The sequence below is a fragment of the Streptomyces sp. NPDC102406 genome, from assembly GCF_044765725.1.
Classification (GTDB): domain Bacteria; phylum Actinomycetota; class Actinomycetes; order Streptomycetales; family Streptomycetaceae; genus Streptomyces.
The window spans coordinates 202,764-228,300 of record NZ_JBIWKP010000005.1 but is presented as its reverse complement, the minus strand read 5'-3'; the positions used below and the strand labels follow the sequence as shown (position 1 = coordinate 228,300).

Annotated in this window: 23 protein-coding genes; 11 read left to right on the top strand and 12 right to left on the bottom strand. The window is 71.5% G+C overall.

The features are described from left to right. Window positions 1–21: 21 nt before the first annotated feature. The 3 genes from ACIRF8_RS22220 to ACIRF8_RS22210 are packed head-to-tail and all read right to left on the bottom strand — an operon-like array spanning window position 22 to window position 2,275. Entirely contained in the window at window positions 22–432 is a 411-nt protein-coding gene (locus ACIRF8_RS22220; protein ID WP_404217156.1) for a RidA family protein, read from the bottom strand. Continuing rightward, on the bottom strand, window positions 429–1,208 hold the full coding sequence (locus ACIRF8_RS22215; protein WP_404217155.1) for an IclR family transcriptional regulator: 780 nt from the start codon (window positions 1,206–1,208) through the stop codon (window positions 429–431). Before ACIRF8_RS22215 ends, ACIRF8_RS22220 begins: the two co-directional genes overlap by 4 nt. After that, entirely contained in the window at window positions 1,205–2,275 is a 1,071-nt protein-coding gene (locus tag ACIRF8_RS22210) for a sugar kinase (protein ID WP_404217154.1), read from the bottom strand. Before ACIRF8_RS22210 ends, ACIRF8_RS22215 begins: the two co-directional genes overlap by 4 nt. Window positions 2,276–2,409: 134 nt before the next feature. Between ACIRF8_RS22210 and ACIRF8_RS22205 the strand changes: the two genes are divergently transcribed. Both ACIRF8_RS22205 and ACIRF8_RS22200 read left to right on the top strand, forming a co-directional pair. Further along, a complete protein-coding gene (locus ACIRF8_RS22205; RefSeq protein WP_404217153.1) occupies window positions 2,410–3,696 on the top strand; it encodes an amino acid deaminase in 1,287 nt (428 codons plus the stop codon). Between the two features lie 69 nt (window positions 3,697–3,765). Further along, on the top strand, window positions 3,766–5,370 hold the full coding sequence (locus tag ACIRF8_RS22200; RefSeq protein WP_404217152.1) for an amidohydrolase family protein: 1,605 nt from the start codon (window positions 3,766–3,768) through the stop codon (window positions 5,368–5,370). Window positions 5,371–5,387: 17 nt separating this feature from the next. On the opposite strand, the gene ACIRF8_RS22195 is transcribed toward ACIRF8_RS22200, so the two are convergent. Further along, entirely contained in the window at window positions 5,388–6,008 is a 621-nt protein-coding gene (locus ACIRF8_RS22195; RefSeq protein WP_404217151.1) for an alpha-ketoglutarate-dependent dioxygenase AlkB, read from the bottom strand. 123 nt (window positions 6,009–6,131) lie between these two features. On the opposite strand from ACIRF8_RS22195, the gene ACIRF8_RS22190 reads away from it, so the two are divergent. Both ACIRF8_RS22190 and ACIRF8_RS22185 read left to right on the top strand, forming a co-directional pair. Beyond that, entirely contained in the window at window positions 6,132–7,343 is a 1,212-nt protein-coding gene (locus ACIRF8_RS22190; RefSeq protein ID WP_404217150.1) for a pyridoxal phosphate-dependent aminotransferase, read from the top strand. Between the two features lie 121 nt (window positions 7,344–7,464). Next, on the top strand, window positions 7,465–7,872 hold the full coding sequence (locus ACIRF8_RS22185) for a hypothetical protein (protein WP_404217149.1): 408 nt from the start codon (window positions 7,465–7,467) through the stop codon (window positions 7,870–7,872). 54 nt (window positions 7,873–7,926) lie between these two features. On the opposite strand, the gene ACIRF8_RS22180 is transcribed toward ACIRF8_RS22185, so the two are convergent. Further along, the gene (locus tag ACIRF8_RS22180) at window positions 7,927–9,786 is read right to left on the bottom strand and encodes a phosphoenolpyruvate carboxykinase (GTP) (RefSeq protein WP_404217148.1); all 1,860 of its coding nucleotides are present in this window, start codon (window positions 9,784–9,786) and stop codon (window positions 7,927–7,929) included. A 301-nt stretch (window positions 9,787–10,087) separates the two neighbouring features. On the opposite strand from ACIRF8_RS22180, the gene ACIRF8_RS22175 reads away from it, so the two are divergent. The 3 genes from ACIRF8_RS22175 to ACIRF8_RS22165 all read left to right on the top strand — a co-directional run bounded on the left by ACIRF8_RS22175 (window position 10,088) and on the right by ACIRF8_RS22165 (window position 13,074). After that, entirely contained in the window at window positions 10,088–10,771 is a 684-nt protein-coding gene (locus ACIRF8_RS22175; RefSeq protein ID WP_404217147.1) for a hemolysin III family protein, read from the top strand. 123 nt (window positions 10,772–10,894) lie between these two features. Beyond that, complete coding sequence (locus ACIRF8_RS22170; RefSeq protein WP_404217146.1) at window positions 10,895–12,460, top strand: MFS transporter; 1,566 nt, start codon at window positions 10,895–10,897, stop codon at window positions 12,458–12,460. A gap of 5 nt (window positions 12,461–12,465) precedes the next feature. Then, on the top strand, window positions 12,466–13,074 hold the full coding sequence (locus ACIRF8_RS22165; RefSeq protein WP_404217145.1) for a TetR/AcrR family transcriptional regulator: 609 nt from the start codon (window positions 12,466–12,468) through the stop codon (window positions 13,072–13,074). Between the two features lie 13 nt (window positions 13,075–13,087). Here ACIRF8_RS22165 and ACIRF8_RS22160 read toward each other — a convergent pair whose 3' ends face one another. Next, window positions 13,088–15,121 carry a thioredoxin domain-containing protein gene (locus ACIRF8_RS22160; RefSeq protein ID WP_404217144.1) on the bottom strand — a complete coding sequence of 678 codons (2,034 nt, stop codon included), beginning with the start codon at window positions 15,119–15,121 and terminating at the stop codon, window positions 13,088–13,090. A 118-nt stretch (window positions 15,122–15,239) separates the two neighbouring features. Here ACIRF8_RS22160 and ACIRF8_RS22155 point away from each other — a divergent pair, with 118 nt between their 5' ends. Continuing rightward, on the top strand, window positions 15,240–18,446 hold the full coding sequence (locus ACIRF8_RS22155) for a tetratricopeptide repeat protein (RefSeq protein ID WP_404217143.1): 3,207 nt from the start codon (window positions 15,240–15,242) through the stop codon (window positions 18,444–18,446). A gap of 9 nt (window positions 18,447–18,455) precedes the next feature. Here the strand turns inward: ACIRF8_RS22155 and ACIRF8_RS22150 are convergent, their stop codons facing one another. From ACIRF8_RS22150 to mca, 3 genes are all read right to left on the bottom strand, one after another. After that, a complete protein-coding gene (locus ACIRF8_RS22150; protein ID WP_404217142.1) occupies window positions 18,456–19,052 on the bottom strand; it encodes a dihydrofolate reductase family protein in 597 nt (198 codons plus the stop codon). 69 nt (window positions 19,053–19,121) lie between these two features. After that, window positions 19,122–19,361, bottom strand: a complete 240-nt coding sequence (locus ACIRF8_RS22145) for a hypothetical protein (RefSeq protein WP_404217141.1) — start codon at window positions 19,359–19,361, stop codon at window positions 19,122–19,124. Further along, a complete protein-coding gene (gene mca / locus ACIRF8_RS22140; protein WP_404217140.1) occupies window positions 19,354–20,235 on the bottom strand; it encodes a mycothiol conjugate amidase Mca in 882 nt (293 codons plus the stop codon). The genes ACIRF8_RS22145 and mca overlap by 8 nt, the downstream gene beginning before the upstream one ends. A gap of 130 nt (window positions 20,236–20,365) precedes the next feature. On the opposite strand from mca, the gene ACIRF8_RS22135 reads away from it, so the two are divergent. Together ACIRF8_RS22135 and greA are read left to right on the top strand one after the other, a co-directional pair. After that, on the top strand, window positions 20,366–20,767 hold the full coding sequence (locus tag ACIRF8_RS22135) for a DUF4307 domain-containing protein (RefSeq protein ID WP_404217139.1): 402 nt from the start codon (window positions 20,366–20,368) through the stop codon (window positions 20,765–20,767). Between the two features lie 179 nt (window positions 20,768–20,946). Continuing rightward, on the top strand, window positions 20,947–21,444 hold the full coding sequence (greA, locus tag ACIRF8_RS22130) for a transcription elongation factor GreA (RefSeq protein ID WP_404217137.1): 498 nt from the start codon (window positions 20,947–20,949) through the stop codon (window positions 21,442–21,444). Between the two features lie 73 nt (window positions 21,445–21,517). Here the strand turns inward: greA and ACIRF8_RS22125 are convergent, their stop codons facing one another. The 3 genes from ACIRF8_RS22125 to ilvA all read right to left on the bottom strand — a co-directional run bounded on the left by ACIRF8_RS22125 (window position 21,518) and on the right by ilvA (window position 24,817). Continuing rightward, window positions 21,518–22,375: an ABC transporter permease gene (locus ACIRF8_RS22125; protein ID WP_404217136.1), complete on the bottom strand. Its 858-nt coding sequence runs from the start codon at window positions 22,373–22,375 to the stop codon at window positions 21,518–21,520. After that, the gene (locus tag ACIRF8_RS22120; RefSeq protein ID WP_404217135.1) at window positions 22,372–23,370 is read right to left on the bottom strand and encodes an ATP-binding cassette domain-containing protein; all 999 of its coding nucleotides are present in this window, start codon (window positions 23,368–23,370) and stop codon (window positions 22,372–22,374) included. Before ACIRF8_RS22120 ends, ACIRF8_RS22125 begins: the two co-directional genes overlap by 4 nt. A 202-nt stretch (window positions 23,371–23,572) precedes the next feature. Then, window positions 23,573–24,817 (bottom strand): threonine ammonia-lyase, encoded by a 1,245-nt coding sequence (ilvA, locus tag ACIRF8_RS22115; RefSeq protein ID WP_404217134.1) that lies wholly within the window; start codon window positions 24,815–24,817, stop codon window positions 23,573–23,575. Between the two features lie 183 nt (window positions 24,818–25,000). Between ilvA and ACIRF8_RS22110 the strand changes: the two genes are divergently transcribed. Next, a complete protein-coding gene (locus ACIRF8_RS22110) occupies window positions 25,001–25,489 on the top strand; it encodes a MarR family winged helix-turn-helix transcriptional regulator (protein ID WP_404217522.1) in 489 nt (162 codons plus the stop codon). The last annotated feature ends 48 nt before the right edge of the window (window positions 25,490–25,537 follow it).

Here is a 25,537-nt window from a genome sequence, read left to right as displayed (position 1 = left end):
GTACGGGGTTCGGGAAGATGCTCAGCTCAGGACGGCGAGCGCGTCGATCTCGATGAGCAGGCCCGCGGGAAGTCCGACGTAGACCGTGGTGCGGGCGGCGGCGGGGGCGGTGAGGCCCTGCTCCTCGAAGTACTCGTTGTAGATCTGGTTCATCTCGGCGAAGTGGTCGACGTCCGTGAGGTAGACGCGCATCATCATGACGTCGTCCCAGGTGGCGCCGCCCTCTTCGAGGATCGCCTTGACGTTGGCGAAGGTCTGGAGGGTCTGTTCGCGCAGGGTCGGTCCGGCGGGGGTGGGGGCCTTGCCCTCCTCGGCGGGGAGGAAGCCGACCTGCCCGGCGACCTGGAGGATGTTGCCCTTCTTGACGCCGTGGGAGAACTTCGCGGGCGGCGTGGTGTGCGTGGCGGGGGTGAGCGCGATCTTCTCGGTCATCGTGAACTTGCTTCCTTCTGGGGGGTGTTACCGGGGCTCGTGCCTGAGTAGTCCCGGCTGATGGCTTCCGCCGTGCGGCGCACCAGCGGGAGCAGGGTGAGGAGTTCCTCGGCCGTGACGACGACGTTCGGCGCGGAGACGGACATGGCGGCGACGACGCGGCCGTCGGCGCCGCGGACGGGGGCCCCGACGCAGTTGATGGACTCCTCGTGGCCACCGAGGTCGGTGGCCCAGCCCTGTTCGCCCACTTTCTCCAGCTCCCGCAGGAAAGCGGCGGCGTTGGGGGTCGAACGGGACGTGTACAGGGGGTAGTCGAGCTTCTCGGCGACGGCGCGGCGCTCGGCCTCGGGCAGGTCGGCGAGGAGCAGTTTGGCGACGGCGGCGACCGTGATGGCGACCGGTTTGCCGATGCGCGAGTACATGCGCACGGGGTAGCGGCTCTCCACCTTGTCGATGTAGAGGACTTCCTGCTCCTCGTAGACGGCGAGGTGCACGGTGTGGCCGCACTTCTCGTTGAGGGCGACGAGGTGGGGGTGGGCGATCTCGCGGACGTCGAGGTTCTCGACGGCTTCCTGGGCGAGCGCGAAAAGGCGCGCGCCGAGCCGGTAGCGCTGGTCGGACTGGCGGTGGACCAGGCCGTGTTCGTGCAGGGTGCGCAGCAGGCGCAGGGCGGTGGACTTGTGGACGCCGAGCCGGTCGGCGACCTGGCCCAGGTCCGCGGGTCCCTCGGCGAGCAGCGGCAGGATGCTGAGCGCGCGGTCGACGGTCTGGCTCATGGCGTACGTACCTCCTCGGCGGCCTCATGGGGGGCGGTGGTCCACCCGGGGCCGAGGTGCAGTGTCTCCCACGCGGTGCTGTCGAGTGCGGCCAGGCGGTCGGCGTGGGCGCGGCCCGGGGGGACGGCGAGGTCGCCGGGGGCGGTGAGGGCGGCGGCGGCCCAGAGGTGGCCGTGGCGCAGGCGGGCGGCGGTGGGCAGGCCGCGCAGGGTCGCGGAGAGGAATCCGGCGGCGAAGGCGTCGCCCGCGCCGACGGCGGCGACGACGTCGACGCGCGGGGCGGGTTCGGTGTGCCGGCCGCCGTCGCGGTCGTAGGCGACGGCGCCGTCGGGGCCGCGCTTGACGACGAGGAGGTCCGGCTCGGGCAGGGCGGCGCGGATCGCGTCGGGGCCGCCGGTGATGCCGAAGGCGTCCTCGGCCTCGTCCTCGCCGACGAAGACGAGGCCGGCGTGGCGGGCGAGGTCGAGCAGGATGCGGGCGTCGCCGGGTGCGGCCCACAGGTTCGGGCGGTGGTTGACGTCGAAGGAGACGAGGGGGCCGTCGTCGGCGCGGGGCGTCTCCATGAGCGTACGGAGAAGGGTGAGGCAGTCCGCGGAGAGGGCGGCGGTGATGCCGGACAGGTGCAGGATGCGGCCGGCGCGCAGCGCGTCCAGGTCCATGGTGGCGGGGGACATGGCGGAGGCGGCGGACCCGGCGCGGTAGTAGGCGACCTCGTGGGCGTCGGTGGCCCGGTCGCCCGCGGTGCGGAAGTAGATGCCGGTGGGGCGGGTGGGGTCGCGGCGCACGCCGGAGACGTCGACGCCGTACGCGCCGACGGCCTCGACGAGGTGGTCGCCGAAGCCGTCGGCGCCGACGCGGCTGATCCAGCGGGCGCGGTGTCCGGCGGCGGCGAGGACGCAGGCCAGGTTGGACTCGGCGCCGCCGATGCCGCGTTCGAAGGAGGGCACGTCGGCGAGGCGTCCGGGTACGGAGGGGACGAACGTGACCATGGACTCGCCGAGCGCGACGACGTCGGGGACGACGCCGTCGGATGCGCTGTGCGGGGCTGCGGGTCCGGTGACGGTCACGGGGGGCGGGTCTCCTCACGGCTGGAGGGCCAACGGCTCCGTTGACCCGGCGTTGGCTCGGATGTTAGACAGCAGTAAGCGACATACGCAATGGCCGTTGCACATATCGCAACGGCCCGCCCGGAGGAGGCACCGTGACCGCCAAGAACGCCGCACGCCTGGAGGAGCTGGCGCGGGAGCGCGTGGACTTCCGGTTCAAGGGCCTGCCGCCCCAGGCGGACGGCCTCACGGTCGCCGAGCTGGCCGAGCGCCGCCTGAACCTCTTCACGGACGGCTTCACCACCCCGGTCCTCGCCCTCTCCGCCGAGCGCCTGGAGCACAACCTCGCGCTGATGGAGACGTACGCCACCCGGCACGGGCTCGCCTTCGCGCCGCACGGCAAGACGTCGATGGCTCCCCAGCTCTTTCGGCGGCAGATCGAGCACGGCGCGTGGGGCATCACCCTCGCCGTGCCCCACCAGGTGCGCGTGGCGCGGGAGTTCGGCATCGAGCGGATCTTCCTGGCCAATGAACTCGTCGACGCGGCGGCGCTGACCTGGCTGGCGGGCGAACTGACCGCCGACCCCTCCTTCCGCTTCGTCTGCTACGTCGATTCCGTGCGCGGCGTCGAGCTGATGGACGCCGCCCTGCGCGCGGCGGGCGCCACCCGCCCCGTCGACGTGGTCGTGGAGCTGGGCGCGGGTGAGGGCGCGCGCACGGGCGCCCGTACGGAGGCGGAGTGCGCGGCCGTGGCCGACGCGGTGGCCGACGCGGTGGCGCTGCGGCTCGTGGGGGTCGCCGGGTACGAGGGCGAGGTGCCGGAGGCGGACGGCGAGCGGGTCCGCGCCTGGCTGCGCCGCCTGGTCGCGCTCGCGGCCGAGTTCGACAAGGCCGGGCGGTTCGCCGGGCTCGACGAGATCGTGGTGAGCGCGGGCGGCAGTGCGTGGTTCGACGCGGTGGCCGACGTGTTCACGGAGATCCCCGCGCTGGGCGCGCCCGTCCTGAAGTTGCTGCGCTCGGGTGCGTACGTGTCGCACGACGACGGGCACTACCGGCACATGACGCCGTTCAACCGGGTCCCGGAGGAGGGCGCGCTGCACCCGGCGTTCCGGCTGTGGGCGCAGGTGGTGTCGCGGCCGACACCGGAGCAGGCGTTCACCAACGCGGGCAAGCGCGACGCCGCCTACGACATCGACCTGCCCGAGGCGCAGGTCGTGCGGGCGGCGCGGACGGGCGCGGTGCGCGAGGCGGCCGGGGTCGCGGTGACGGGGCTCTCGGACCAGCACGGGTGGGTGCGCACGGAGCCCGGCACCGATCTGGAGGTCGGCGACTGGCTCGGGATGGGCCTGTCGCATCCCTGCACGTCGTTCGACAAGTGGCAGTTGATCCCGGTGGTGGAGGAGGACGGGACGGTCGTGGAGTACGTCCGGACGTTCTTCTGAGCCCTGCGCTCCCCCGACCCCCGCGCTCCCCCGACGAGAACCCGTCCCCACCCCGAGAGGCACGCCGCAATGGATCTGGTCATCAAGGACGCCCGCGTCATCGACGGCACCGGAGGCGCCTCGTACCGCGCGGACGTGGCGGTCAGGGAGGGCCGGATCGCGGAGATCAGGCGCCCGGGAGAGGGCCCGCGGCCCACGGGGGCCCGCACTCTGGACGGTTCGGGGCTCGCGGTGGCGCCCGGCTTCATCGACATGCACGCCCACAGCGACCTCGCCCTGCTCCGCGACCCGGACCACAGCGCGAAGGCCGCCCAGGGCGTCACCCTCGAAGTCCTCGGCCAGGACGGCCTGTCCTACGCGCCCGTCGACGACCGCACCCTCGCCGAGGTCCGCCGCACCATCACCGGCTGGAACGGCGGCGCGCCCGGCGACACGTCCGTCGACTTCGACTGGCGCACCGTCGGCGAGTACCTGGACCGCCTCGACCGGGGCGTCGCGGTCAACGCCGCCTACCTGATCCCGCAGGGGACGGTCCGGATGTACGCGGTCGGCTGGGACGACCGCGACGCCACCGACGCCGAGCTCGACCACATGCGGCGCCTCGTCGCGGAGGGCATGGAGCAGGGCGCCGTCGGCATGTCGTCGGGGCTCACGTACACGCCCGGCATGTACGCCAAGGACGCCGAACTCACGGAGCTGTGCCGGGTGGTGGCCGCGTACGACGGCTACTACTGCCCGCATCACCGCAGCTACGGGGCCGGCGCCCTGGACGCGTACCGGGAGATGGTCGACCTGACCCGGACCGCGGGCTGCTCCCTGCATCTCGCGCACGCCACCATGAACTTCGGCGTGAACAAGGGCAAGGGCGCCGACCTGCTCGCCCTCATCGACGAGGCGATCGCGGGCGGCGCGGACATCAGCCTCGACACGTACCCGTACACCCCGGGCGCGACGACGCTCGTGGCGATGCTGCCCAGTTGGGCCAACGAGGGCGGCCCCGACGCCACCCTCGCGCGGCTGCGGGACGAGGAGACCGCCGAGCGCGTCCGCCACCACGTCGAGGAGATCGGCTCCGACGGCTGCCACGGCGTGCCGATGGAGTGGGACACCATCGAGATCTCGGGCGTCAGCGACCCGGCGCTCGCCGCGTACGTCGGCCGGACGGTCGCCGGGGCCGCCGCCGAGCGCGGTGAGGCGCCCTGGGTCACGGCGCGCCGACTGCTCCTCGACGACAAGCTGGGCTCGACGATCCTCCAGCACGTCGGGCACGAGGAGAACGTCCGGACGATCATGCGGCACCCGGTGCACACCGGCGGCAGCGACGGCATCCTCCAGGGGGCCAAGCCGCATCCGCGGGCGTACGGCACGTTCCCGCACTACCTGGGCCACTACGCCCGTGACCTCGGTGTCATGTCGCTGGAGGAGACGGTCGCGCACCTCACGTCCCGGCCCGCCGCGCGGCTGCGGCTGCCCGACCGCGGCCTGATCCGGGAGGGCCACCGCGCCGACCTGGTCCTGTTCGACCCGGAGACGGTGGCGGCGGGGTCGACGTTCGAGGCGCCGCGCACCCTGCCGGTGGGTATCCCGCACGTCCTCATCGACGGCCGCTTCGTCATCGAGGACGGCCGCCGCACGGACGTGCTCGCGGGGAAGTCGGTACGCCGGACGGCCTGAGAGCCTGTCTTCGAGAGTCAGCGCACGCCGTGCGGCCGGAACTGGATGCTGATGCGGGGCCCGGTCGCCCGCGCCGACTTGGGGATCGCGTGCTCCCAGGTCCGCTGGCAGGAGCCGCCCATCACGATGAGGTCGCCGTGCCCCAGCGGCCTGCGCACGGTCGGGGCGCCGCCGCCCAGCGGGCGCAGCACCAGATCGCGCGGGGCGCCGACCGACACGATGGCGACCATGGTGTCCTCGCGGTCGCCGCGCCCGATCCGGTCCCCGTGCCAGGCGACACTGTCCCGGCCGTCGCGGTAGAAGCAGAGCCCGGCCGTGGTGAAGGGCTCGCCCAGCTCCTCGGCGTAGTGCGCGCAGAGCGCGTCGCGGGCGGCGGCGAGCACGGGGTGCGGCCAGTCCTCGGCCGCCCGGTAGAACTTCAGGAGCCGCGGCACGTCGACGACGCGCTCGTACATCTGGCGCCGCTCCGCCCGCCACGGAACGTTCGCGGCGAGGTGTTCGAAGAGCGCGTCGGCGCCGCTCAGCCAGCCGGGGAGGACGTCGATCCAGGCCCCGGAGCCGAGCACGGTGCGCCGCAGTCCGGCGAGGTCGCCGAGCGCGGTCTCCTCGGTCTGGTCGAAGAGGGATCCCTGAAGCATGGTCCCACCGTACCCAATGAATAGAACAAACGCTCGAATGCGGTGCTCCCGCACCCCTCAGTGGCCCATCTCACCCGGACAAACGGAGCGCGGCACCCCGGAGCCCGGCCGTAAGGTCGGGGCATGCAGCTCATCCAGTCGACCAAGCTCTCCAACGTCTGCTACGAGATCCGGGGCCCGGTGCTCGAGGAGGCGATGCGGCTGGAAGCGGCGGGCCACCGGATCCTGAAGCTGAACACGGGCAACCCGGCGGCGTTCGGTTTCGAGTGCCCCCCGGAGATCCTGGAGGACATCCTCCGCAACCTCGGCGACGCCCACGGCTACGGCGACGCCAAGGGGCTGCTCGCCGCCCGCCGCGCGGTGATGATGCACTACCAGACCCTGGGCGTGGAGACGGACGTCGAACACGTCTTCATCGGCAACGGCGTCTCCGAGCTGATCGTCATGGCCATGCAGGGTCTGCTGGACGACGGCGACGAAGTACTCGTCCCCGCCCCCGACTACCCGCTGTGGACCGCCGCGGTCTCGCTCTCCGGGGGCACCGCCGTGCACTACCGCTGCGACGAGCAGTCGGACTGGATGCCGGACCTCGCCGACATCGAGCGCAAGGTGACCGACCGCACCAAGGCGCTCGTCATCATCAACCCCAACAACCCCACGGGCGCCGTGTACAGCGACGAGATGCTGCGCGGCCTCACCGACATCGCCCGCCGCCACAATCTGCTCGTCTGCTCCGACGAGATCTACGACAAGATCCTCTACGACGACGCGACGCACACCCCGACCGCCGCCATCGCCCCCGATCTGCTCACCCTCACCTTCAACGGCATGTCGAAGGCGTACCGGGTGGCCGGTTACCGCGTCGGCTGGATGGCGATTTCCGGTCCGCGCGCGCACGCCGCGTCCTACATCGAGGGCCTGACGATCCTCGCGAACATGCGCCTGTGCGCGAACATGCCGGGCCAGCACGGAGTGGTCGCGGCGCTCACCGGGCGCCAGACGGTCACGGACCTGGTGCTGCCCGGTGGCCGCCTGAAGGAGCAGAGCGACGCCGCGTACGACCTGCTCACCCAGATCCCGGGCGTCACCTGCGTCAAGCCCAAGGGCGCGCTCTACCTCTTCCCGCGCCTGGACCCCAAGGTCTTCAAGATCAAGGACGACCGGCAGATGGTGCTGGACCTGCTGCGCGCGGAGAAGATCATGGTCGTGCAGGGCACCGGCTTCAACTGGCCCGAGCCGGACCACTTCCGGGTCGTGACCCTGCCCTCGACGCGGCAGCTCACCGAGGCGATGACCCGGATCGGGAACTTCCTGGACGGATACAGCCAGCCGTGATCGCGCGGGGCCCCCGTCGGACGGCGCTACTTTGGACAGGTTCTAACTTAGACACGTTCTAAGGTACGATGGAGGCCAAATCAATCGCCTGTCCGGTTGTCCCGGTTTCCTGGAGGCCTCCATGTACGAGCCGATCCGCACCAAGTCGGTCCACACGATGGTGGCCGACAGCGATTTCCCGCACCGCTCCCGCGAGGAGGAGCTGGACATCCAGCTCGCCGGACACCTGTCCGCGCTGCTCGCCCTGACCGACGAGCTCCGGCCGGCCACCGCGGACCCGGACCTCGACGACGCCGCGAGCGAGCTGGCCGCGCAGATCGCCCGCCTCCGGGGCGGTCACGCGCCGGTCCGCTCGTCCGTGGCCGCCGCGGTCCACGAGCCGCACGTCGCCGCCCTGCACCAGCGGGCGCACGCCCTCGCCGGACGGGCGCTGGTCGTCGCCGCGTCCCGCGCGGACACGAGCGCCGCCATCCTGGCCGCCCGGCGCATGGAGTACCACGCCGACGCGGGCCGCCTGGTCGCCGCCTGAGAACGCGAATCGGCCCCCGCACGCCATTGTGCGGGGGCCCGATTCAGGTCTGAGCTAGCCGAGGCGCTGCACCAGTTTGCGGTACTCGTCCCACAGCTCCTTCGGCGTGTGATCGCCGAAGGTGTTGAGGTGCTCGGGTACCAGCGCCGCCTCCTCGCGCCAGACCTCCTTGTCGACGGTGAGCAGGAACTCCAGGTCGGCCTCGGAGAGATCCAGGCCGTCCGTGTCCAAGGAGCCCTTGGCCGGAAGAATGCCGATCGGGGTCTCGACACCTTCCGCCCGGCCGTCGAGGCGGTCCACGATCCACTTCAGGACACGGCTGTTCTCGCCGAATCCGGGCCACACGAAGCGCCCGTCCGCGTCCTTGCGGAACCAGTTGACGTAGTAGATCTTGGGGAGCTCGGCGGCGTTCCTGCCCTTTGCCACCTTCACCCAGTGGGCCATGTAGTCGCCCATGTTGTAGCCGCAGAACGGCAGCATCGCGAACGGGTCGCGGCGCAGCTCACCGACCTTGCCCTCGGCGGCGGCGGTCTTCTCCGAGGCCACGTTGGCGCCGAGGAAGACGCCGTGGTTCCAGTCGAAGGACTCCGTCACCAGCGGCACGGCGGACGCGCGCCGCCCGCCGAACAGGATCGCCGAGATCGGTACGCCCTTGGGGTCCTCCCACTCGGGCGCGATGATCGGGCACTGCGCGGCGGGGGTGGTGAAGCGGGCGTTCGGGTGAGCGGCCGGGACGCCGGACTCGGGCGTCCAGTCGTTGCCCTTCCAGTCCGTGAGGTGGGCCGGGGTCTCCTCCGTCATGCCCTCCCACCAGACGTCGTTGTCGTCGGTGAGCGCGACGTTCGTGAAGACCGAGTTGCCCCACAGCGTCTTCATCGCGTTGGCGTTGGTGTGCTCACCGGTGCCGGGCGCGACGCCGAAGAAACCGGCCTCGGGGTTGATCGCGTAGAGCCGGCCGTCCTCGCCGAACCGCATCCAGGCGATGTCGTCGCCGATCGTCTCGACCGTCCAGCCGGAGATCGTGGGCTCCAGCATCGCGAGGTTGGTCTTGCCGCACGCGGACGGGAAGGCCGCGGCGACGTACTTCGACTCGCCCTGCGGCGGGGTGAGCTTGAGGATCAGCATGTGCTCGGCGAGCCAGCCCTCGTCGCGCGCCATCACCGAGGCGATGCGCAGCGCGTAGCACTTCTTGCCGAGCAGGGCGTTGCCGCCGTACCCGGAGCCGTACGACCAGATCTCGCGGCTCTCGGGGAAGTGCGAGATGTACTTCGTGGAGTTGCACGGCCACGGCACGTCCGCCTCGCCCTCGGCGAGCGGGGCGCCGAGGGTGTGCACGGCCTTCACGAAGAAGCCGTCGCTGCCCAGCTCGTCCAGGACCGGCTGCCCCATCCGGGTCATCGTGCGCATGGAGACGGCGACGTAGGCCGAATCGGTGATCTCGACGCCGATCGCGGACAGCGGCGAGCCGAGCGGGCCCATGCAGAAGGGGACGACGTACATGGTGCGACCGCGCATGGAGCCGCGGAAGATCCCCCCGTTGCCCTCGTTGCCCCGGAAGATCTCCCGCATCTCGGCGGGGGCCTTCCAGTGGTTGGTCGGGCCCGCGTCCTCCTCCTTCTCGGAGCAGATGAACGTCCGGTCCTCGACCCGCGCGACATCGGTCGGGTCGGAGGCGGCGTAGTAGGAGTTGGGGCGCTTGATCGGGTCGAGCTTCCTGAACGTTCCCTTGGCGACCAGTTCCTCGGCGAGCCGCTCGTACTCGGCCTCGGAGCCGTCGCACCAGACCACGCTGTCCGGCTGTGTCAGTTCGGCGATCTCGTTGACCCAGGAGATCAGTTCCTGGTGGTCGGTCGGGAGGGGGAGAACAGGGGCCGTGTCGGTCCGGGAGGGGGGAGCCGCGATGTCGCGCGCCACGATCGCTCCTAAAAGAAGGTGTTGTGTTGGTTGCCCCGTGGGGGCCTCGACCCGGACGCTGCGCCTCCCGTTCCACCGGGCTCCAGGAGCTGGATTCCGGCGGGCGCTCATCCGGTGCCGACCTCACTCATTTGATCATCCGACCGTTTCGCCCATCTGTCCAGGGGGCTTCACACTTGAGCGACGTGAGCATCGCCACTCGCCCCCAGGGGCTTATCGATCAGGACTTCGGGTTAACCCCCTGTGACAACTGCCCTTGTCCCCATCCACCGCATACGGACCCGTAGGTACGATGAAGGCCATGAGCGTCGCCGCAGAGCAGCATGAACTCCCCACCCCAGAGACTTCCTTGCTGAAGCCGAGACTGCGCGGCTGGCTGCACGCGGGCATGTTCCCCGCCGTGATCATCGCCGGGCTCTTCCTCACGGCTCTCGCCGACTCGGCGCGCGGGCGCGTCGCCTGCGGCATCTACACGCTGACGGCCTGCCTGCTGTTCGGTGTGAGCGCTCTCTACCACCGGGGCAACTGGGGCCCGCGGGCGGACGGCGTCCTGCGCCGCCTCGACCACGCGAACATCTTCCTGATCATCGCGGGCACCTACACGCCGCTGACCATGCTGCTGCTGCCCGACTCCAAGGGCGAAGCCCTGCTGTGGGGCATCTGGGTGGCAGCCGCCGCGGGCATCGCCTTCCGCGTCTTCTGGGTCGGCGCCCCGCGCTGGCTCTACACCCCCTGCTACATCGCGATGGGCTGGGCGGCGGTCTTCTTCCTGCCCGACTTCATGCGGACCGGCGGTGTCGCGGTGCTGGTCCTGGTGGTCGTGGGCGGCCTGCTCTACAGCGCCGGCGGCATCATCTACGGCCTCAAGCGGCCGAACCCCTCGCCCCGCTACTTCGGCTTCCACGAGGTCTTCCACTCCCTGACCCTCGCGGCGTTCATCGTGCACTACGTCGGCATCTCCCTGGTCGCCTACCAGCACGCCTGACGCTCCCACCCCTCTCCCTCCCCTGGCCGTGGCTCGTGAGCCGCGGCCATTTTTCATGCCCGCACACAAATGAATGACACAACCGATTGACACTAACCATGAAGTGACAGCTACTCTCATTTCATGGTTACTCTCACTCGCCAAGTGGAGCCGGGCCTCGATCCCCGGCGCTGGTGGGCCCTCGCGGCCCTGGTCGCGAGCTTGCTCGTCCTCGGTTTCGACATGACGATCCTGAACGTGGCACTCCCGACGATCACCGCGGACCTCGGCGCCACCACCGGCCAGCAGCAATGGATGGCGGACGCGTACGTCGTCGTGTTCGCGGCGCTGATGCTCCCCGCGGGCCTCCTCGGCGACCGCTTCGGGCGGCGCCGGGTACTGATCATCGGTCTCGGCGTGTTCCTCGCCGCCTCCGTCGTGGGCGCGTTCGCCTCCGACGTCACCTGGGTGATCGCGGCCCGCGCCCTGATGGGGGTCGGCGGCGCCCTCGTCATGCCGCTCGCCCTGTCCGTCCTGCCCTCGCTCTTCCCCAGGGACGAGCAGACGAAGGCCCTCGGGATGATCTCGGCCGCGTCCGCGCTCGGCATGCCCCTCGGACCGATCCTCGGCGGCTGGCTGCTGAACCACTTCTGGTGGGGCGCCGTCTTCGCCGTCAACGTGCCGATGGTCGCCATCGGCATCACCGCCTGTCTGTTCCTCCTGCCGGAGACCAAGGACCCGGCCGCCCCCAGGGTCGACCTCCTCTCCACCCTGCTCACCGCCGTCGGCCTCGGCGTCCTGATCCACACGATCATCGAGGGCCCGGCGAAGGGCTGGACCGACCCCGCCGTCCTCGGCGGGTTCGGCGCGGCCCTCGCCCTGCTCGGCGCCCTGGTCCTGCGCGAGCGCCGCAGCCCGCGCCCCATGCTCGACCTCGCACTCCTCGCCCGCCGCGGCTTCCTCACCCCCACGCTCGTGGCGACCCTCGGCATGTTCGTCCTCGCGGGCCTGATGTTCCTGCTGCCGCAGTACCTGCAAGCCGTACGCGGCATCGACGCCCTCGGCACCGGACTGCGGACGATCCCGCTGATGGCCGGGACGCTGGTCGCCGCCAAGCTCGCGCAGCCGCTCGTCAGCCGCTTCGGGGCGCGGTCGGTGATCTGCGTCGCGCTCGTCGTCCTCGCCTTCGCCGGGTTCCTCGGGGCGCGCACCACCACCGGCTCCGGGTACGGGTTCACGGCCCTGTGGACGACGATCGCCGGGGTCGGGTTCGCCTTCGCCATGATCCCCGCGATGGGCGGCGCCCTCGCCGCCCTGCCCGCCGACCAGGCGGGTTGCGGCTCCGGGCTGCTGAGCACGGTGCGCCAGACCGGCACCGCGCTCGGCGTCGCCCTGCTCGGCGCCGTCGTCGCCGGTGCCTACACGGCGGGGCTGCGCACCACCGGGCTGCCCGGCGCGGCGGCGGACACCGCCCGCGACTCGGTGGTCGGCGCGCACGAGGTCGCGGTCCGGCTCGGCGACGGGTCTCTCGCGGCCTCGGCCGACGCCGCCTACCTGCACGGCATGAACCTCGCCCTGACCGTCATCGGCATCACCGCACTGGCCGCCGCGGTCCTCACGGCGGTCCTGATGCCCGGCCCCGACGCCCCCGCCGCGAACGCGCCGTCCGGTACGGAGGTGGCCCCCGTCAGCGCCGATGCCGGACAATGACGGCCATGGCCGCCTCAGCACAGACCCCGGAGGCCCGGCTCGGGCTCCGGGAACGCAAGAAGCTCAAGACCCGTACGACGATCCGCGAGGCGACGTACCGCCTGATCCAGGACCGGGGGTACGACGCGACGACCGTCGAGCAGATCGCCGAGGCCGCCGAGGTGTCGCCGTCCACCGTGTTCCGCTACTTCCCGACCAAGGAGGACATCGTCCTCACCGACGAGTTCGACCCCATCCTGGAACGGGAACTGCGCGCTCGCCCGGCCGACGAGTCACTCATCGAGTCCCTGCGGCACGTCATCGACCGCAGCCTGCACCTCGCCCAGGAGAGCGACGGTCCCGAGGTGTCCCGGCTGCGCACCCGCCTCCAGGTGGAGGTGCCCGCGGTGCGCAGCCGGATGATGGAGTCGATGTCGGTCACCGGGCAGATGGTCTGCCGCGTCCTCGCCGAACGCACCGGGCGCGACGCGGGCGACCTGGAGATCAGGGTCTACGCGATGGCCGTGATCGGCGCCCTCATGGAGGCCACGATGTACTGGGCCGAGCACGGCCACGAGGGCGAGCTGCGCGACCTCGCGACGCGGGCCCTGGACACCTTGCAGAACGGGCTGTAGCGGCCCGGGCCCGTCAGCCCGCCCGCTCCCCGTTCAGGGCGCGGCTCAGGTCCTCGGCCTCCGTCACCGGGGAGTGGCACACGAAGCGACGGCACACGTAGGCGCTCTCACGGCCGTCGACGCGCGGCCGGTCCGCGAGCAGCGGAAGCTCGTCGCTCCCCTCGGGGCCCGCGGCGACGACGGCGCCGGGCGCGGTCCCGGTGAGCGCGGTGTGGTGCAGCCGCCCGCCGACCTCGCCCACCACGGCGATCTCGCGGGGCCCGTCGAGCAGCGCCTCGGCGACCGCGAGCCCGTTCCCGATGAACCGGGGCGCGCGCGGCCCGAGCGCCCTGACGACGCCCAGCGCCCGCTCGGCCGCCGTCCGGTGGGGCTCGGAGCCGGTGTGCGCCGCGTACGAGAGCAGCGCCCCGGCAGCGGCCGTCCACCCGGAGGGGGTGGCGTTGTCGGTGGGGTCCTGGGGGCGCCGGATCAACTGCTCGGCGTCCGCGGCGGTGTCGAACAGGGCGCCGCTCTCCGGGTCCACGAACCGGTCGAGGACGTGGTCGAGCAGGAACCCGGCGAACTCCAGCCAGACGCCCTCCCCGGTCACGGACGCCAGCGCGAGGAACCCCTCGGCGACATCGGCGTAGTCCTCGAGCACTCCGGCGTTGGCGCCGACCCGGCCGTCCTTGCTGGTGCGGGAGAGCCGGGCCAGCGGGTCCATGTGCAGCCGCACGAGCAGGTCGCCCGCGCCGACGGCGGCGTCCACCAGGTCCTGCCGGCCGAAGTAGGCGCCGGTCTCGGCGAGGGCGGCGATCGCGAGCCCGTTCCACGCGGCGACGACCTTGTCGTCCCGGCCGGGGGCGGGCCGCTCCGCGCGCGCGGCACCCAGCCGCCGCCGGATGCCCGCGATCCGCTCGGCGTCGAACACCTCGTCGCTCTGCGGGAGTCGCAGCACGGAGGCGCCCTCCTCGAAGGTCCCCTCCCGCGTCACACCGAAGTACCGGGCGGCGACGGCCCCGTCCGCCGCGCCGAGGACCTCCTCCAACTGCTGCGGCGTCCACACGTAGTAGGCGCCCTCGACGTGCTTCCCGCTCGCCGGGTCCTCGCTGTCGGCGTCGAGCGCGGAGGCGAACCCGCCCTCGTTCGTGCGCAGTTCCCGCACCATGAACTCGGCGGTCTCCACAGCGACGCGCTTGGCGAGCTCCGAGCCGGTCGAGCGCCACAGGTGGGCGTAGGCGCGGCAGAGCAGCGCGTTGTCGTAGAGCATCTTCTCGAAGTGCGGCACCATGAACTCGCGGTCCACGGAGTACCGCGCGAAACCGCCCCCGAGCTGGTCGTAGATACCGCCGCGCGCCATCCGCTCACCTGTGTCGACGGCCATCTGCAACGCGCCCTCGGCGCCGGTCCTCGCGTGGTGCCGCAGCAGGAACTCGATCACCATGGACGGCGGGAACTTGGGCGCGCCGCCGAAGCCGCCATACGTGGCGTCGTACTCGCGGGTCAGTCCGAGCAGCGCCTGCGCGAGATCGCCCTCGCCGGGGACCTGCGCGTCGCCGAGGCCGAGGCGGCGGCCCGCGAGATCCTGGGTGATCTTCGCGGCGACCTCGGTGACCTCGCCGCGCCGGTCCGTCCAGGCGTCCCGGACGCCGTGCAGGACCTGCGTGAAGGACGGCATGCCGTGGCGGGGCTCCGGCGGGAAGTACGTCCCGAAGTAGAACGGCTCGGCGTCCGGGGTCAGGAAGACGGTCATGGGCCAGCCGCCCTGACCGGTGGCGGCCTGCACGGCCTCCATGTAGACGGCGTCGACGTCGGGCCGCTCCTCGCGGTCGACCTTGACGCCGACGAAGTTCTCGTTGACGACGGCGGCGGTGGCCTCGTCCTCGAAGGACTCGTGTGCCATGACGTGGCACCAGTGGCAACTGGAGTACCCGACGCTGAGCAGGACCGGCACGCCCCGCCGCCGGGCCTCCTCGAAGGCCTCGGCCGACCAGGGCCACCAGTCCACCGGGTTGTCGGCGTGCTGGAGGAGGTAGGGGGACGTCTCTTGGGCCAGTCGGTTCGGCATGTCTCCATCCTCACCCATGCCCGCCGCGGTCGTGGCTCTGATCGCCGGGCCTCTCGCGCCCGCACCCCATACGCAGGACACTTGAGCTCGAACTGACGCCACCGGAGGGGGACCGAAGATGCGAGACAGCCATCGGGCGGAGGCCGAGCGGCTGTTGGCCCGCGCCGTGGAGGAGGAGGTCAGGCGCTCCGGCGGGCGGACGGACGGGGGCGCGCTGCTGGCGCGTGCCCGGGGTGCGCTCGACGCCATGGGGCAGTCGGCCGCCGAGGAGTACGCCGCGTACACCCGGGCCCTGGACGAGGCCGCGGCGGGGCAGAAGACGTTCGGCGAGCGGTTCGCCGAGGAGGGCGGGTCGACGCCGCTGATGGTGGCGGGGGTCGGGGCCGTCACCGCCGTGGTGGCCGATCTGGCGCTCGGGACGGGTACGGGGGTCGCCGTGGGCGCGGGGGCGGCGGTCGCCGTGCTCGGCGCGGCCGCGACCGTCGCCAAGGTGACCGCGGCGCATCTGCCGGCGGCGAGCCGCAGCGCGGGCGCCCTGAACCAGCCGGGCGGGCCGGAGCAGTTGCGGTTGCAGTGGCTGACCGCCCTGGAGGTGCGCGGCATCCGGCCGTTCCTGGACCAGCAGCGGGTGCTCGCGGCGAGTACCGGTACGAAGAAGTCGGCGTCGCCCGGGTCGCGGCGGACGGACAAGAGCGCGGCGGCGCGGCGCAGGAGCGTCCTTGAGCAGTCCTTCGGTCAACTGCCCGTTCCGCAGGGGCCGTTCGCGGGTCGACGGGCCGCCATGGCGCGGATCGCGCAGTGGGTGCACGCCGCGCGGGCCAGTACGGAGACACGGCCGACGGTGGTGGTGCTGCACGGGGCGCCGGGTTCGGGGCGTACGACGCTCGCGGTGCGGGCCGCGCACGAGTTGCGCGACCAGTTCCGCGGGGCGTGCGTCGTGGATCTGCGCGGGGACCGGGCGGACGCGGCGCCGCTGTCGACGCGGGACGCGCTGCTGCATCTGCTGAACCGGCTGGGCGCGCCGCGCGAGCAGTTGCTGTTCCGTGAGCGGTCCTCGCCCGATCAGCAGGTCAAGCGGTTGAGCGAGCTGTATCACCAGCATCTGACGGGGCTGCCGGTGACGATCGTCCTCGACGACGCCGCGGACGCGGAGCAGGTGCGCGCCCTCGTCCCCGAGCGGTCGGACAGCCTGGTCGTCGTCACCGCGCGCAAGCCGCTGGACCTCGACGGGCAGACCCCGGCCTGGGTGCACCAGTTGCCGGTGGAGACGCTGGACGCGGCGGGTGCGGAGGAGCTGTTGCGGGAGGCCGCGGAGGACGCGAGCGGCCCCTACGACGCCGAGTCGTCGGAGGAGGTCCGGGAGTTGTGCGGAGGGCTGCCGCTGGCGCTGCGGATCGCGGGTTCGGCGATCGGGCCGCGCACCACGCGTCGGCTGGCGGCGGACCTGAGCGCGTACGGGCCGGTGGAGCCGGTCGAGCGCGTCCTGTGGCTGCGCTACACCGACCAGTCCGATGCGGGCCGCAGGCTGCTTCGCAGGCTCGCGCTGGCCGGGCGGGCCTCGCTCGGCGCGGCGGCAGCGGCGGCGCTGCTGGCCACGGACGAGGCGGAGGCGTCCCGCCACCTGCTGGCGTTGGAGCGGGCCGGCCTGATCGACCATGTCCGGGGCAGCCGCTACCGGCTGCACGATCTGGTGCGCTCGTTCGCACAGGCCCGGCTCTCGGACGAGGAGGAGCCGGCCGAGCGGGTGGCGGCGCAGGAGCGCCTGATCCAGAGCTACGCGGAACTGGCCGACTCGGTGATCCGCCTGGTCGACGGCAACATGTCGACGCGGGCCGGTCAGCCAGGACCGCACGGTTTCACGTCGCTGGACGCGGCGCTGCGCTGGCTGGACGACGAGTCGAGCTTCATCACGGCGGCGCTGCGGCACGCGGAGGACGTCGACCAGCAGGCGGTGCTCGGTCTGCTGGGCGCGCTGTGCGACTACTGCCTCCTGCGCGGCGACCTCTACCGCCTGGGCGAGATCAGCGAGCTGACGCAGGCCATCGACCAGGGGCTGCTGGTGCGCTCGGTCCAGTGGCGTACGGGTATCGCGGCGCGTCAGCTCGGTGAGCTGGACAAGGCGCGTACGACGCTGTCGTCGGTGGTCGACCTGTACCGCGAGGCCCATCACCGGGCGGGTGAGGCGCGTGCGCTGTGCTCGCTCGGCATCACCCTGCACCATCAGGGCCAGCTCATGGAGGCCACCGCCAAGTTGCGGGAGGCGCTGGAACTCCAGACGACGCCGGAGACGCGCGGGGACCGCGGCTGGACGCTGCACGCGCTGGCGGCCGTCGAGCGCGACCGCGCCCACGTCCACGAGTCCTTGACCCTGCTGACCGACGCGCTCGCCCTGCACCGGGAGAACGAGTCGCTGCACGGCGAGGCGTGGGCCCATTTCCAGCTCGGGCAGCTCCGCCTGCGCATGGGCGAGGTGGAGCGGGCCGACGAGGAGCTGCGCGCCGCCCTCGACCTGTACGGCCGCACGCGGGACGGGCGCGGCGAGGCGTGGGCGCTGACCCAGTTGGCGCGGGCCCGGCTGGTCGACGGCGAGGCGTCGGTGGCGGTCGACGGGCTGCGTCAGGCGGTCTCCCGGCACCGTGACAACGAGGACGCGCGCGGGGAGGCGTGGAGCGCCTACTACCTGGGCCAGGCCCTTGAGGAGACCGGCAACCTCGACCAGGCGGTGCGTGAGCTGGAGCGCTCGCGGACGATGTTCTCCCGGATGCGTGACGTGTACGGCCTGGCGTGCGCCCGCCACCACTCGGCGCGGGTCACCCGCGACCAGCGGGCGGCGCAGACGGGCTCGCTGCGCAACTCGGGGTTCGCGCGCCAGCTCCTGGTCGACGCGCGCGCCGACTTCCACCGCATCGGGGTCGCGCACGGTGAGGCGTGGACCTGCCTGGAACTGGCGGTCGTCGACGCGGGCAACGCGCGGCTCCAGCAGGCGGTGGCACTGTGCGAGGCGGCGGGCGCCCTGTTCGCGTCGTACGGCGACCGGCGCGGCGAGGACTGGGCCACGTTCTTGCGCTGCACCCTGCTCCCCTACGCCTCACCGGGCGGCTCGGAGGTCGGCACGGCCGTCGCCCAGGAGGAGCTGACCGGGCTCACGCGCTCCCCCCACCCGGTCCGCGACGGCAAGCTCGACGACTACATCGGCGCGTTCCAGCTCCTGCTCGAACGGGGGGTTGATCTGGACGCGGGCTGGCAGGCCTGGCGCCTCGGCATGGTCCCGAACCGGCACGCCCGCGACGTGATGGGGGTGGTGGCGCAGCCGTCGCGCCCCTGACCCGCGCCCCTACGACGCCTCGCGCACCCGGTACTGGAGGTGCAGGACCCGGTCGCCCCGGATCACCACGTGCGGGTCGTCGAGGAGGCGCGGGGTGTCGGCGGAGCCGAAGTAGCGCTTGCCGGAGCCGAAGAAGACGGGGGCGACGTCCATGGCCACGACGTCGACGAGGCCGAGGGCGAACGCCTGGCCGCCGATGTCGCCCGCGGTGAGCGCCACGGCCCGGCCGCCCGCCAGCTCCTTGGCGCGGGCGACGGCCTCGGGCACGTCGGCGGCGAAGTGGTAGTGGGACGCCTCGGGGTGCCAGTCGGCGGGGCGGGGCCGGTGCGAGACCACGACGACGTGCTCACCGGCCGGGGGCTCGGCGTCCCAGCCGTTCGTGAGGTCGAAGAGGCGCCGGCCCATGATCGTCACGCCGATGCTGTCCCACATGGGCTGCGTGTACGCGGCGGACGCCTTCGAGATCCGGAATCCGCCGCTGTCACCCAGCGGCGTGTCGCCGTTGCCGTACCAGTCGAACAGAGGCCCGACCTGGTCGTCGGCGTCGGCGATGAACCCATCCACGGAGACGACCGCGTGCATCAGTACAGGGCTGTCGGAAGTCATACCTGTACGACCCGGCGCGCCCGCGGAACTCATCGCGGGCACGCCCGGAAAGTCACCGGAGCCGGGTTCTCAGGAGCGCTCGGGCGCCTTGCCGGCGTCGGCGGCGACCGGCTCGGCCCCCGCCTTCTCCTTGAAGTCGACCTTGCCCATGTGCCGGTTCATCGACTTCATCAGGCCCCAGACGGCCAGCGCCATCACCGCGAAGACGATGAAGCCGAGCACACCCGGAGTCACCTTGTTCTCGTCGACCTCCTGCGCGGCAAGAGGGACGAGATGGGTCATTGCCAGATTCGATGTCACATCAGGCATTGTGACGGACGCCCGCGAAGAGGTCGTCCTCGGGGAGGGAGGTATCGACGAGCGACTTCGCCAGCTCGTACTCCTCGGTGGGCCAGACCTCCTTCTGGATCTCCATCGGCACCCGGAACCAGCCGCCGTCCGGATCGATCTGCGTGGCGTGCGCGATCAGCGCCTTGTCGCGGATCTCGAAGAAGTCGGCGCACGGAACGTGCGTGGTCAGCGTGCGCTCGACCCGCTCGAACTCGTCCCAGCGCTTGAGCCAGTCCGCGTACGGCGACTCCAGGCCGCGCTCGATCATCGCGTTGTGCAGCGCCTCGGTGCGCGGCCGGTTGAAGCCCTGGTTGTAGTAGAGCTTGCTCGGCTGGAAGACCGGGCCGAACTCGGCCTCGGGGTACTTCTCGGCGTCGGCCGCACCGTCGAAGGCCACCATCGTGATCTTGTGGGTCATGATGTGGTCGGGGTGCGGATACCCGCCGTTCTCGTCGTACGTCGTGATGACCTGGGGACGGAAGGAGCGGATCTGGCGCACCAGACGGCCGGCCGCGTAGTCGACGTCCTCCAGGGCGAAACAGCCTTCGGGCAGCGGGGGCAGGGGGTCGCCCTCGGGCAGTCCGGAGTCGACGAAGCCCAGCCAGTCCTGCTTGACGCCGAGGATCTCGCGGGCCTCCTCCATCTCCTTGCGGCGTACTTCGTGGATGTGCTCCTCGATGTACGTGTCGCCCTGGAGCTTCGGGTTGAGGATGGAGCCGCGCTCGCCTCCCGTGCAGGTCACGACATGCACGTCCACCCCCTCGGACACGTACTTGGCCATGGTGGCCGCGCCCTTCGACGACTCGTCGTCGGGGTGGGCGTGAACGGCCATCAGTCGTAGCTGCTCAGTCAAGACAAGATCCTTGGTGAATTAAGGCGCCCTGGTGTGATTCGGCGCGATGGGCGCTTCTATAGTGACCGAACCGGGGGGCGGAAAATTCCGGTGCCCGGATGTTGGCGGGCGAGGCGAGAGGAACTGGCCGATGAGCGCCGTGCAGCAGCTTCCGGAGGGCCGCTACGGGGCATCACGCTCGGCCGACGCCCGCGCGGACCGGAAGCTGAAGATCGCCGCGATCGTCCTCGGGACCCTCTTCGCCGCGATGATGTGCTGGTTCGGCTGGTACTACGTCGCGGGCAACAAGTTCAGCGGTGAGGTCATCGCCTTCAAGTCGTACCCCGACAGCGTCAAGGTGCACCTGGAGATCCGCAAGGACTCCGGTGCGAGCGGCTACTGCACGGTCCGCTCGCAGAGCGCGGACGGTACCGAGGTGGGCCGCGCGGACTTCCGCTTCGCGCAGCACGAGGAGCGGATCGACAAGGTCGTCACGCTGCGCACGGCCGGGCGGGGCACGACCGCGGAGCTCGTCGGCTGCCACGCCGACTGACGCGCCCCCCGTTCTGGGCCAGTACGTCGCCGCTGACCTGCTTCGACGTAAATCTGCGGCCATATGTCCTCCCCCTTCGACCGCTGAATTGTTAGGCTCGTGGTTTCGCCCACCCGTGAGGGAACATCCTTCTGGGTAGGGCGATGCTTTGTATTCCCAGTACCTACGAGGAGCGACCTGTGACCCAGACCAGCGAAGACGTCACCTGGCTGACGCAGGAGGCGTACACCAAGCTCAAGGACGAGCTGGCGTACCTGTCTGGTCCCGCGCGCGAGGAAGTCACCGCGAAGATCGCGGCGGCGCGCGAGGAGGGCGACCTGCGGGAGAACGGCGGGTACCACGCCGCCAAGGAGGAGCAGGGCAAGCAGGAGCTCCGCATCCGCCAGCTCACCCAGCTCCTGGAGAAGGCCAAGGTCGGTGAGGCGCCCGCTGCGACAGGAGTCGTCGCGCCGGGCATGGTCGTCACGATCGCTTTCGACGGCGACGAGGACGACACCATGAGCTTCCTGCTCGCCTCCCGCGAGTACGCGAGCTCCGACATCGAGACGTACTCGCCGCAGTCGCCCCTGGGCACGGGCGTGAACGGCAAGAAGGTCGGTGAGGACGCGCAGTACGAGCTGCCGAACGGCAAGCTCGCGTCCGTCAAGATCCTCACGGCGGAGCCGTACAACGGCTGACGCCTCCGGTGATCATGCCGAGGCCCCCCGGAGCGGACGAACGCCTGCTCCGGGGGGCCTCGGCATGTGCCGGTCAGGCCGTCGCGTCGCGGTACTTGCGGACCGCGAGCGTACGGAAGACGACGACGATCACGACGGACCAGATCAGGGACGCCCACACCGGGTGCTGCATGGGCCAGGCGCTGGACTGCGACACCCCGGGGTTGCCGAAGAGGACACGGCACGCCTGCACGGTCGCGCTGAAGGGGTTCCAGTCGGCGACGTGCCGCAGCCAGGGCGTCATCATGCCGGTGTCCACGAACGCGTTGGAGATGAACGTCACCGGGAACAGCCAGATGATGCCGCCCGAGGTCGCCGCCTCCGGGGTCCGCACGGACAGGCCGATCAACGCGCCGATCCATGTGAACGCGTACCCGAGCAGGAGCAGCAGGGCGAAGCCGCCCAGGATCCGTCCCGCGTTGGTCGGGTCCGCCGAGCCGGTGCGCCAGCCCACGAGCAGGGCGACGACCGCGAGGACGAGCAGCGTGATGGAGGTCTGCACGAGGTCGGCGACGGTGCGGCCGGTCAGGACCGCGCCGCGGGCCATGGGCAGGGAGCGGAACCGGTCGACGAGCCCCTTCTGCATGTCGTCGGCGATGCCCGCGGCGGAACCGGCGGTGGCGAACGTGACCGTCTGCGCGAAGATGCCCGCCATCAGGAAGTTCTTGTAGACGTCCGGGTCGGTGGAGCCGCCGACGCTCATGGAGCCGCCGAAGACGTACGTGAAGAGGACGACGAACATCACCGGCTGGATGACGCCGAAGAGCAGCATCTCGGGGATGCGGGTCATCCGGATCAGATTGCGTTTGGCGACGACCAGTGAGTCGCGGACGGACTGGCCGGGGCCGCCCTTGGCGCGCGGTGCGCGCACGCTGTCGCTGACGACGCTCATGCGCGGGCCTCCTTCTCCTGCTCGGACGTCCCGGGCCCGTCGGGCTCCGCCGTCTCCTCCGCCACATGGCCGGTCAGCGAGATGAACACGTCGTCCAGGGTGGGCCGGCGCAGGCCGATGTCGTCGATCTCGATGCCGCGGGCGTCGAGCTCGCGGATGACCTCGGCGAGCAGCTTGGCGCCGCCGGTGACCGGGACGGTCAGCTTGCGGGTGTGCTCCTCGACGGCGGTCTCGCCCTTGCCGAAGCCGGCCAGGATCTGGCGGGCGGTGTCGATGTGCTCCCGCTCGTGCACGACGACCTCGACGCGCTCGCCGCCGGTCTGCGCCTTGAGCTGGTCGGAGGTGCCGCGGGCGATGACGCGTCCGTGGTCGACGACGCAGATGTCGTGCGCCAGGTGGTCGGCCTCTTCCAGGTACTGGGTGGTCAGCAGCAGCGTCGTGCCACCGGCGACCAACTCCTGGATGACTTCCCACAGTTGCTGCCGGTTGCGGGGGTCGAGGCCGGTGGTCGGTTCGTCCATGAACATGACCGGGGGCGAGACGACGAGCGCGGCGGCGAGGTCGAGGCGGCGGCGCATGCCGCCGGAGTACGTCTTGGAGGGGCGGTCGGCGGCGTCCGCGAGGTGGAACCGGTCCAGGAGCTCGGCCGCCCGCGCCTTCGCCTCCTTGGCCTTCATCTGGTAGAGCTGGCCGACCATCTGGAGGTTCTCCCGGCCCGTCAGATACTCGTCGACCGCGGCGAACTGCCCGGACAGGCCGATCGAGCGCCGCACCTCGTTCGGATTCTTCAGTACGTCGATGCCCGCGACGACCGCCTTGCCGCTGTCCGGCGTGAGCAGCGTCGTGAGGCAGCGGACCGCTGTCGTCTTGCCCGCTCCGTTGGGGCCGAGCAGGCCCAGGACGGTGCCTTCTGGTACGTCCAGATCAACCCCGTCCAGGGCCCTGACGTCGCCGAAGGTCTTGACCAGACCTTCGGCGTGGATGGCGCCTGGCATTGGTTCCCCCATTTGTCCATGAGTGACGATGAGTGACCGCGTTACCTGGTGGTGCCTTGGTGTGTGGAAAGTCTAGGTTTGCCGGGATGGCGGTGCCCGGCGAACGAGTGACGCGGACCACACCGTATCGCGATGTATCGCGTCTCTTCAACCGGTTTCCCGGATCTCCCGACCGCTTCGCCGACGCCGCCTCCCGGCCGCGTCAGCCGATGACCGTGTAACCCGCCTCGCGCAACACGGCCTCGACCTCGGCGCAGTGCTCGGGACCCTTGGTCTCCAGGTGCAACTCCACCTCCGCCTCCGTGAGCCCCAGCCGGGGATCGGTCCGTACGTGGCTCACATCGAGGACGTTAGCGTCCGCCACTGACAACACCCCGAGGATCGAGGCCAGGGCGCCGGGACGGTCGGTCAGCCGCAGGCGCAGCGAGAGATAGCGGCCCGCCGCCGCCATGCCGCGGGTGAGGACACGCTGCATGAGGAGCGGGTCGACATTGCCGCCGGACAGCAGCGCGACCACCGGGCCCTCGAAGGCGTCGGGCTCGCTCAGCAGCGCCGCCACGGGGCTCGCCCCCGCCGGTTCGACGACCATCTTGGCGCGCTCCAGGCACAGCAGCAGCGCGCTCGCCAGAGCGTCCTCCGACACCGTGCGGACCTCGTCGACCAGGTCGCGGACGAGCGCGAAGGGGACATCGCCGGGGCGGCCCACCTTGATGCCGTCGGCCATGGTCACCGCCGGGTGCGGGAGGGGCACGGGACGGCCCGCCGCCAGCGAGGGCGGGTACGCCGCCGCGCCCTCCGCCTGCACGCCGATGACCCGCACGTCGGGGCGCACCGCCTTCACCGCGACGGCGACGCCCGCCGCGAGACCGCCGCCGCCGATGCCCACGACGAGGGTGCGCACCTCCGGGCACTGCTCCAGGATCTCCAGGCCGAGCGTGCCCTGGCCCGCGACGATGTCCGGGTGGTCGAAGGGGTGGATGAAGACGGCGCCGGTCTCGCGCGCGTACTCCTGCGCCGCGGCCAGCGTCTCGTCGACCACCTGTCCGTGCAGGCGCACCTGCGCGCCGTACTCGCGGGTCGCGGCGACCTTGGGCAGGGGCGCGCCGACCGGCATGAACACCGTGGAGCGCACGCCCAGGAGCGAGGAGGCGAGGGCCACGCCCTGCGCGTGGTTGCCCGCGCTCGCGGCGACGACCCCTGCGGCCCGCTCCTCGGGCCGCAGCCCGGCGATGCGCACATAGGCTCCCCGCAGCTTGAAGGAGCCGGTCCGCTGAAGGTTCTCGCACTTGAGGTGGACGGGGGTGCTGAGCAGCCGCGAGAGGTGGTGGCTGTGGGCCATCGAGGTCAGCCGCGCCACTCCGGAGAGCATCTTCTGAGCGCCGCGTACGTCGTCGAGGGTCACGGCGGGCAGAGGGTGCGGCAAGGAGTCAGACGCGTTGTAGCTCATGACCGAAGTCTCGCAGCTCACGGCGTACGTCTCCCGGGATGTTCACGCTCCGAGACCGGATTGCGCAGCGCCGGTACGGCCAGCGCTTTCGCCGCGTACCCTGTGGGCCAATCTCGTTGTCCAGTGCAATCCACCACCCACGCATGAAGTGAGCCCCCGGCCATGCCCACACCACAGGAAACGATGGACATGACGACCGCCGGCGACACCGGCCTCCTCGAAACGCTCCAGCACGAGGTGGCGGTCTTCGCCCGCCGCGCCGAGCAGACCCGGCTCGGCGGCGTCGGGCAGGTGCGCAATTCGATGGACCGCGCCGCGTATCTGCTGCTCAACCGCCTCGACAAGGAAGGCCCGATGGGTGTCAAGGCGCTCGCGTCGAGCATGGGGATCGACTCCTCGACGGTGACCCGCCAGGTCGCCCCGCTCGTCGACACGGGTCTGGTCAAGCGCACGTCCCACCCGGAGGACGGCCGCGCCGTCGTGCTCCAGCTCTCGCCGCGCGGCCTGGCACGCCTCGACGAGGTCCGCTCGTCGAGGCGGGAACTGATGGCCCAGCTCACGGAGGAGTGGGAGCCGCAGGAGCGCGAGCAGTTCTGTGCGCTCCTCACGCGCTTCAACAGCGCCCTGTCCGCACGTCAGTCGGGTCAGCCCGCGCCCTCCGCCGACTCCTGAGACCCCCCGGGCACGCGCGCGTGGTGCCGTGGCTCCCACCTCTTGACC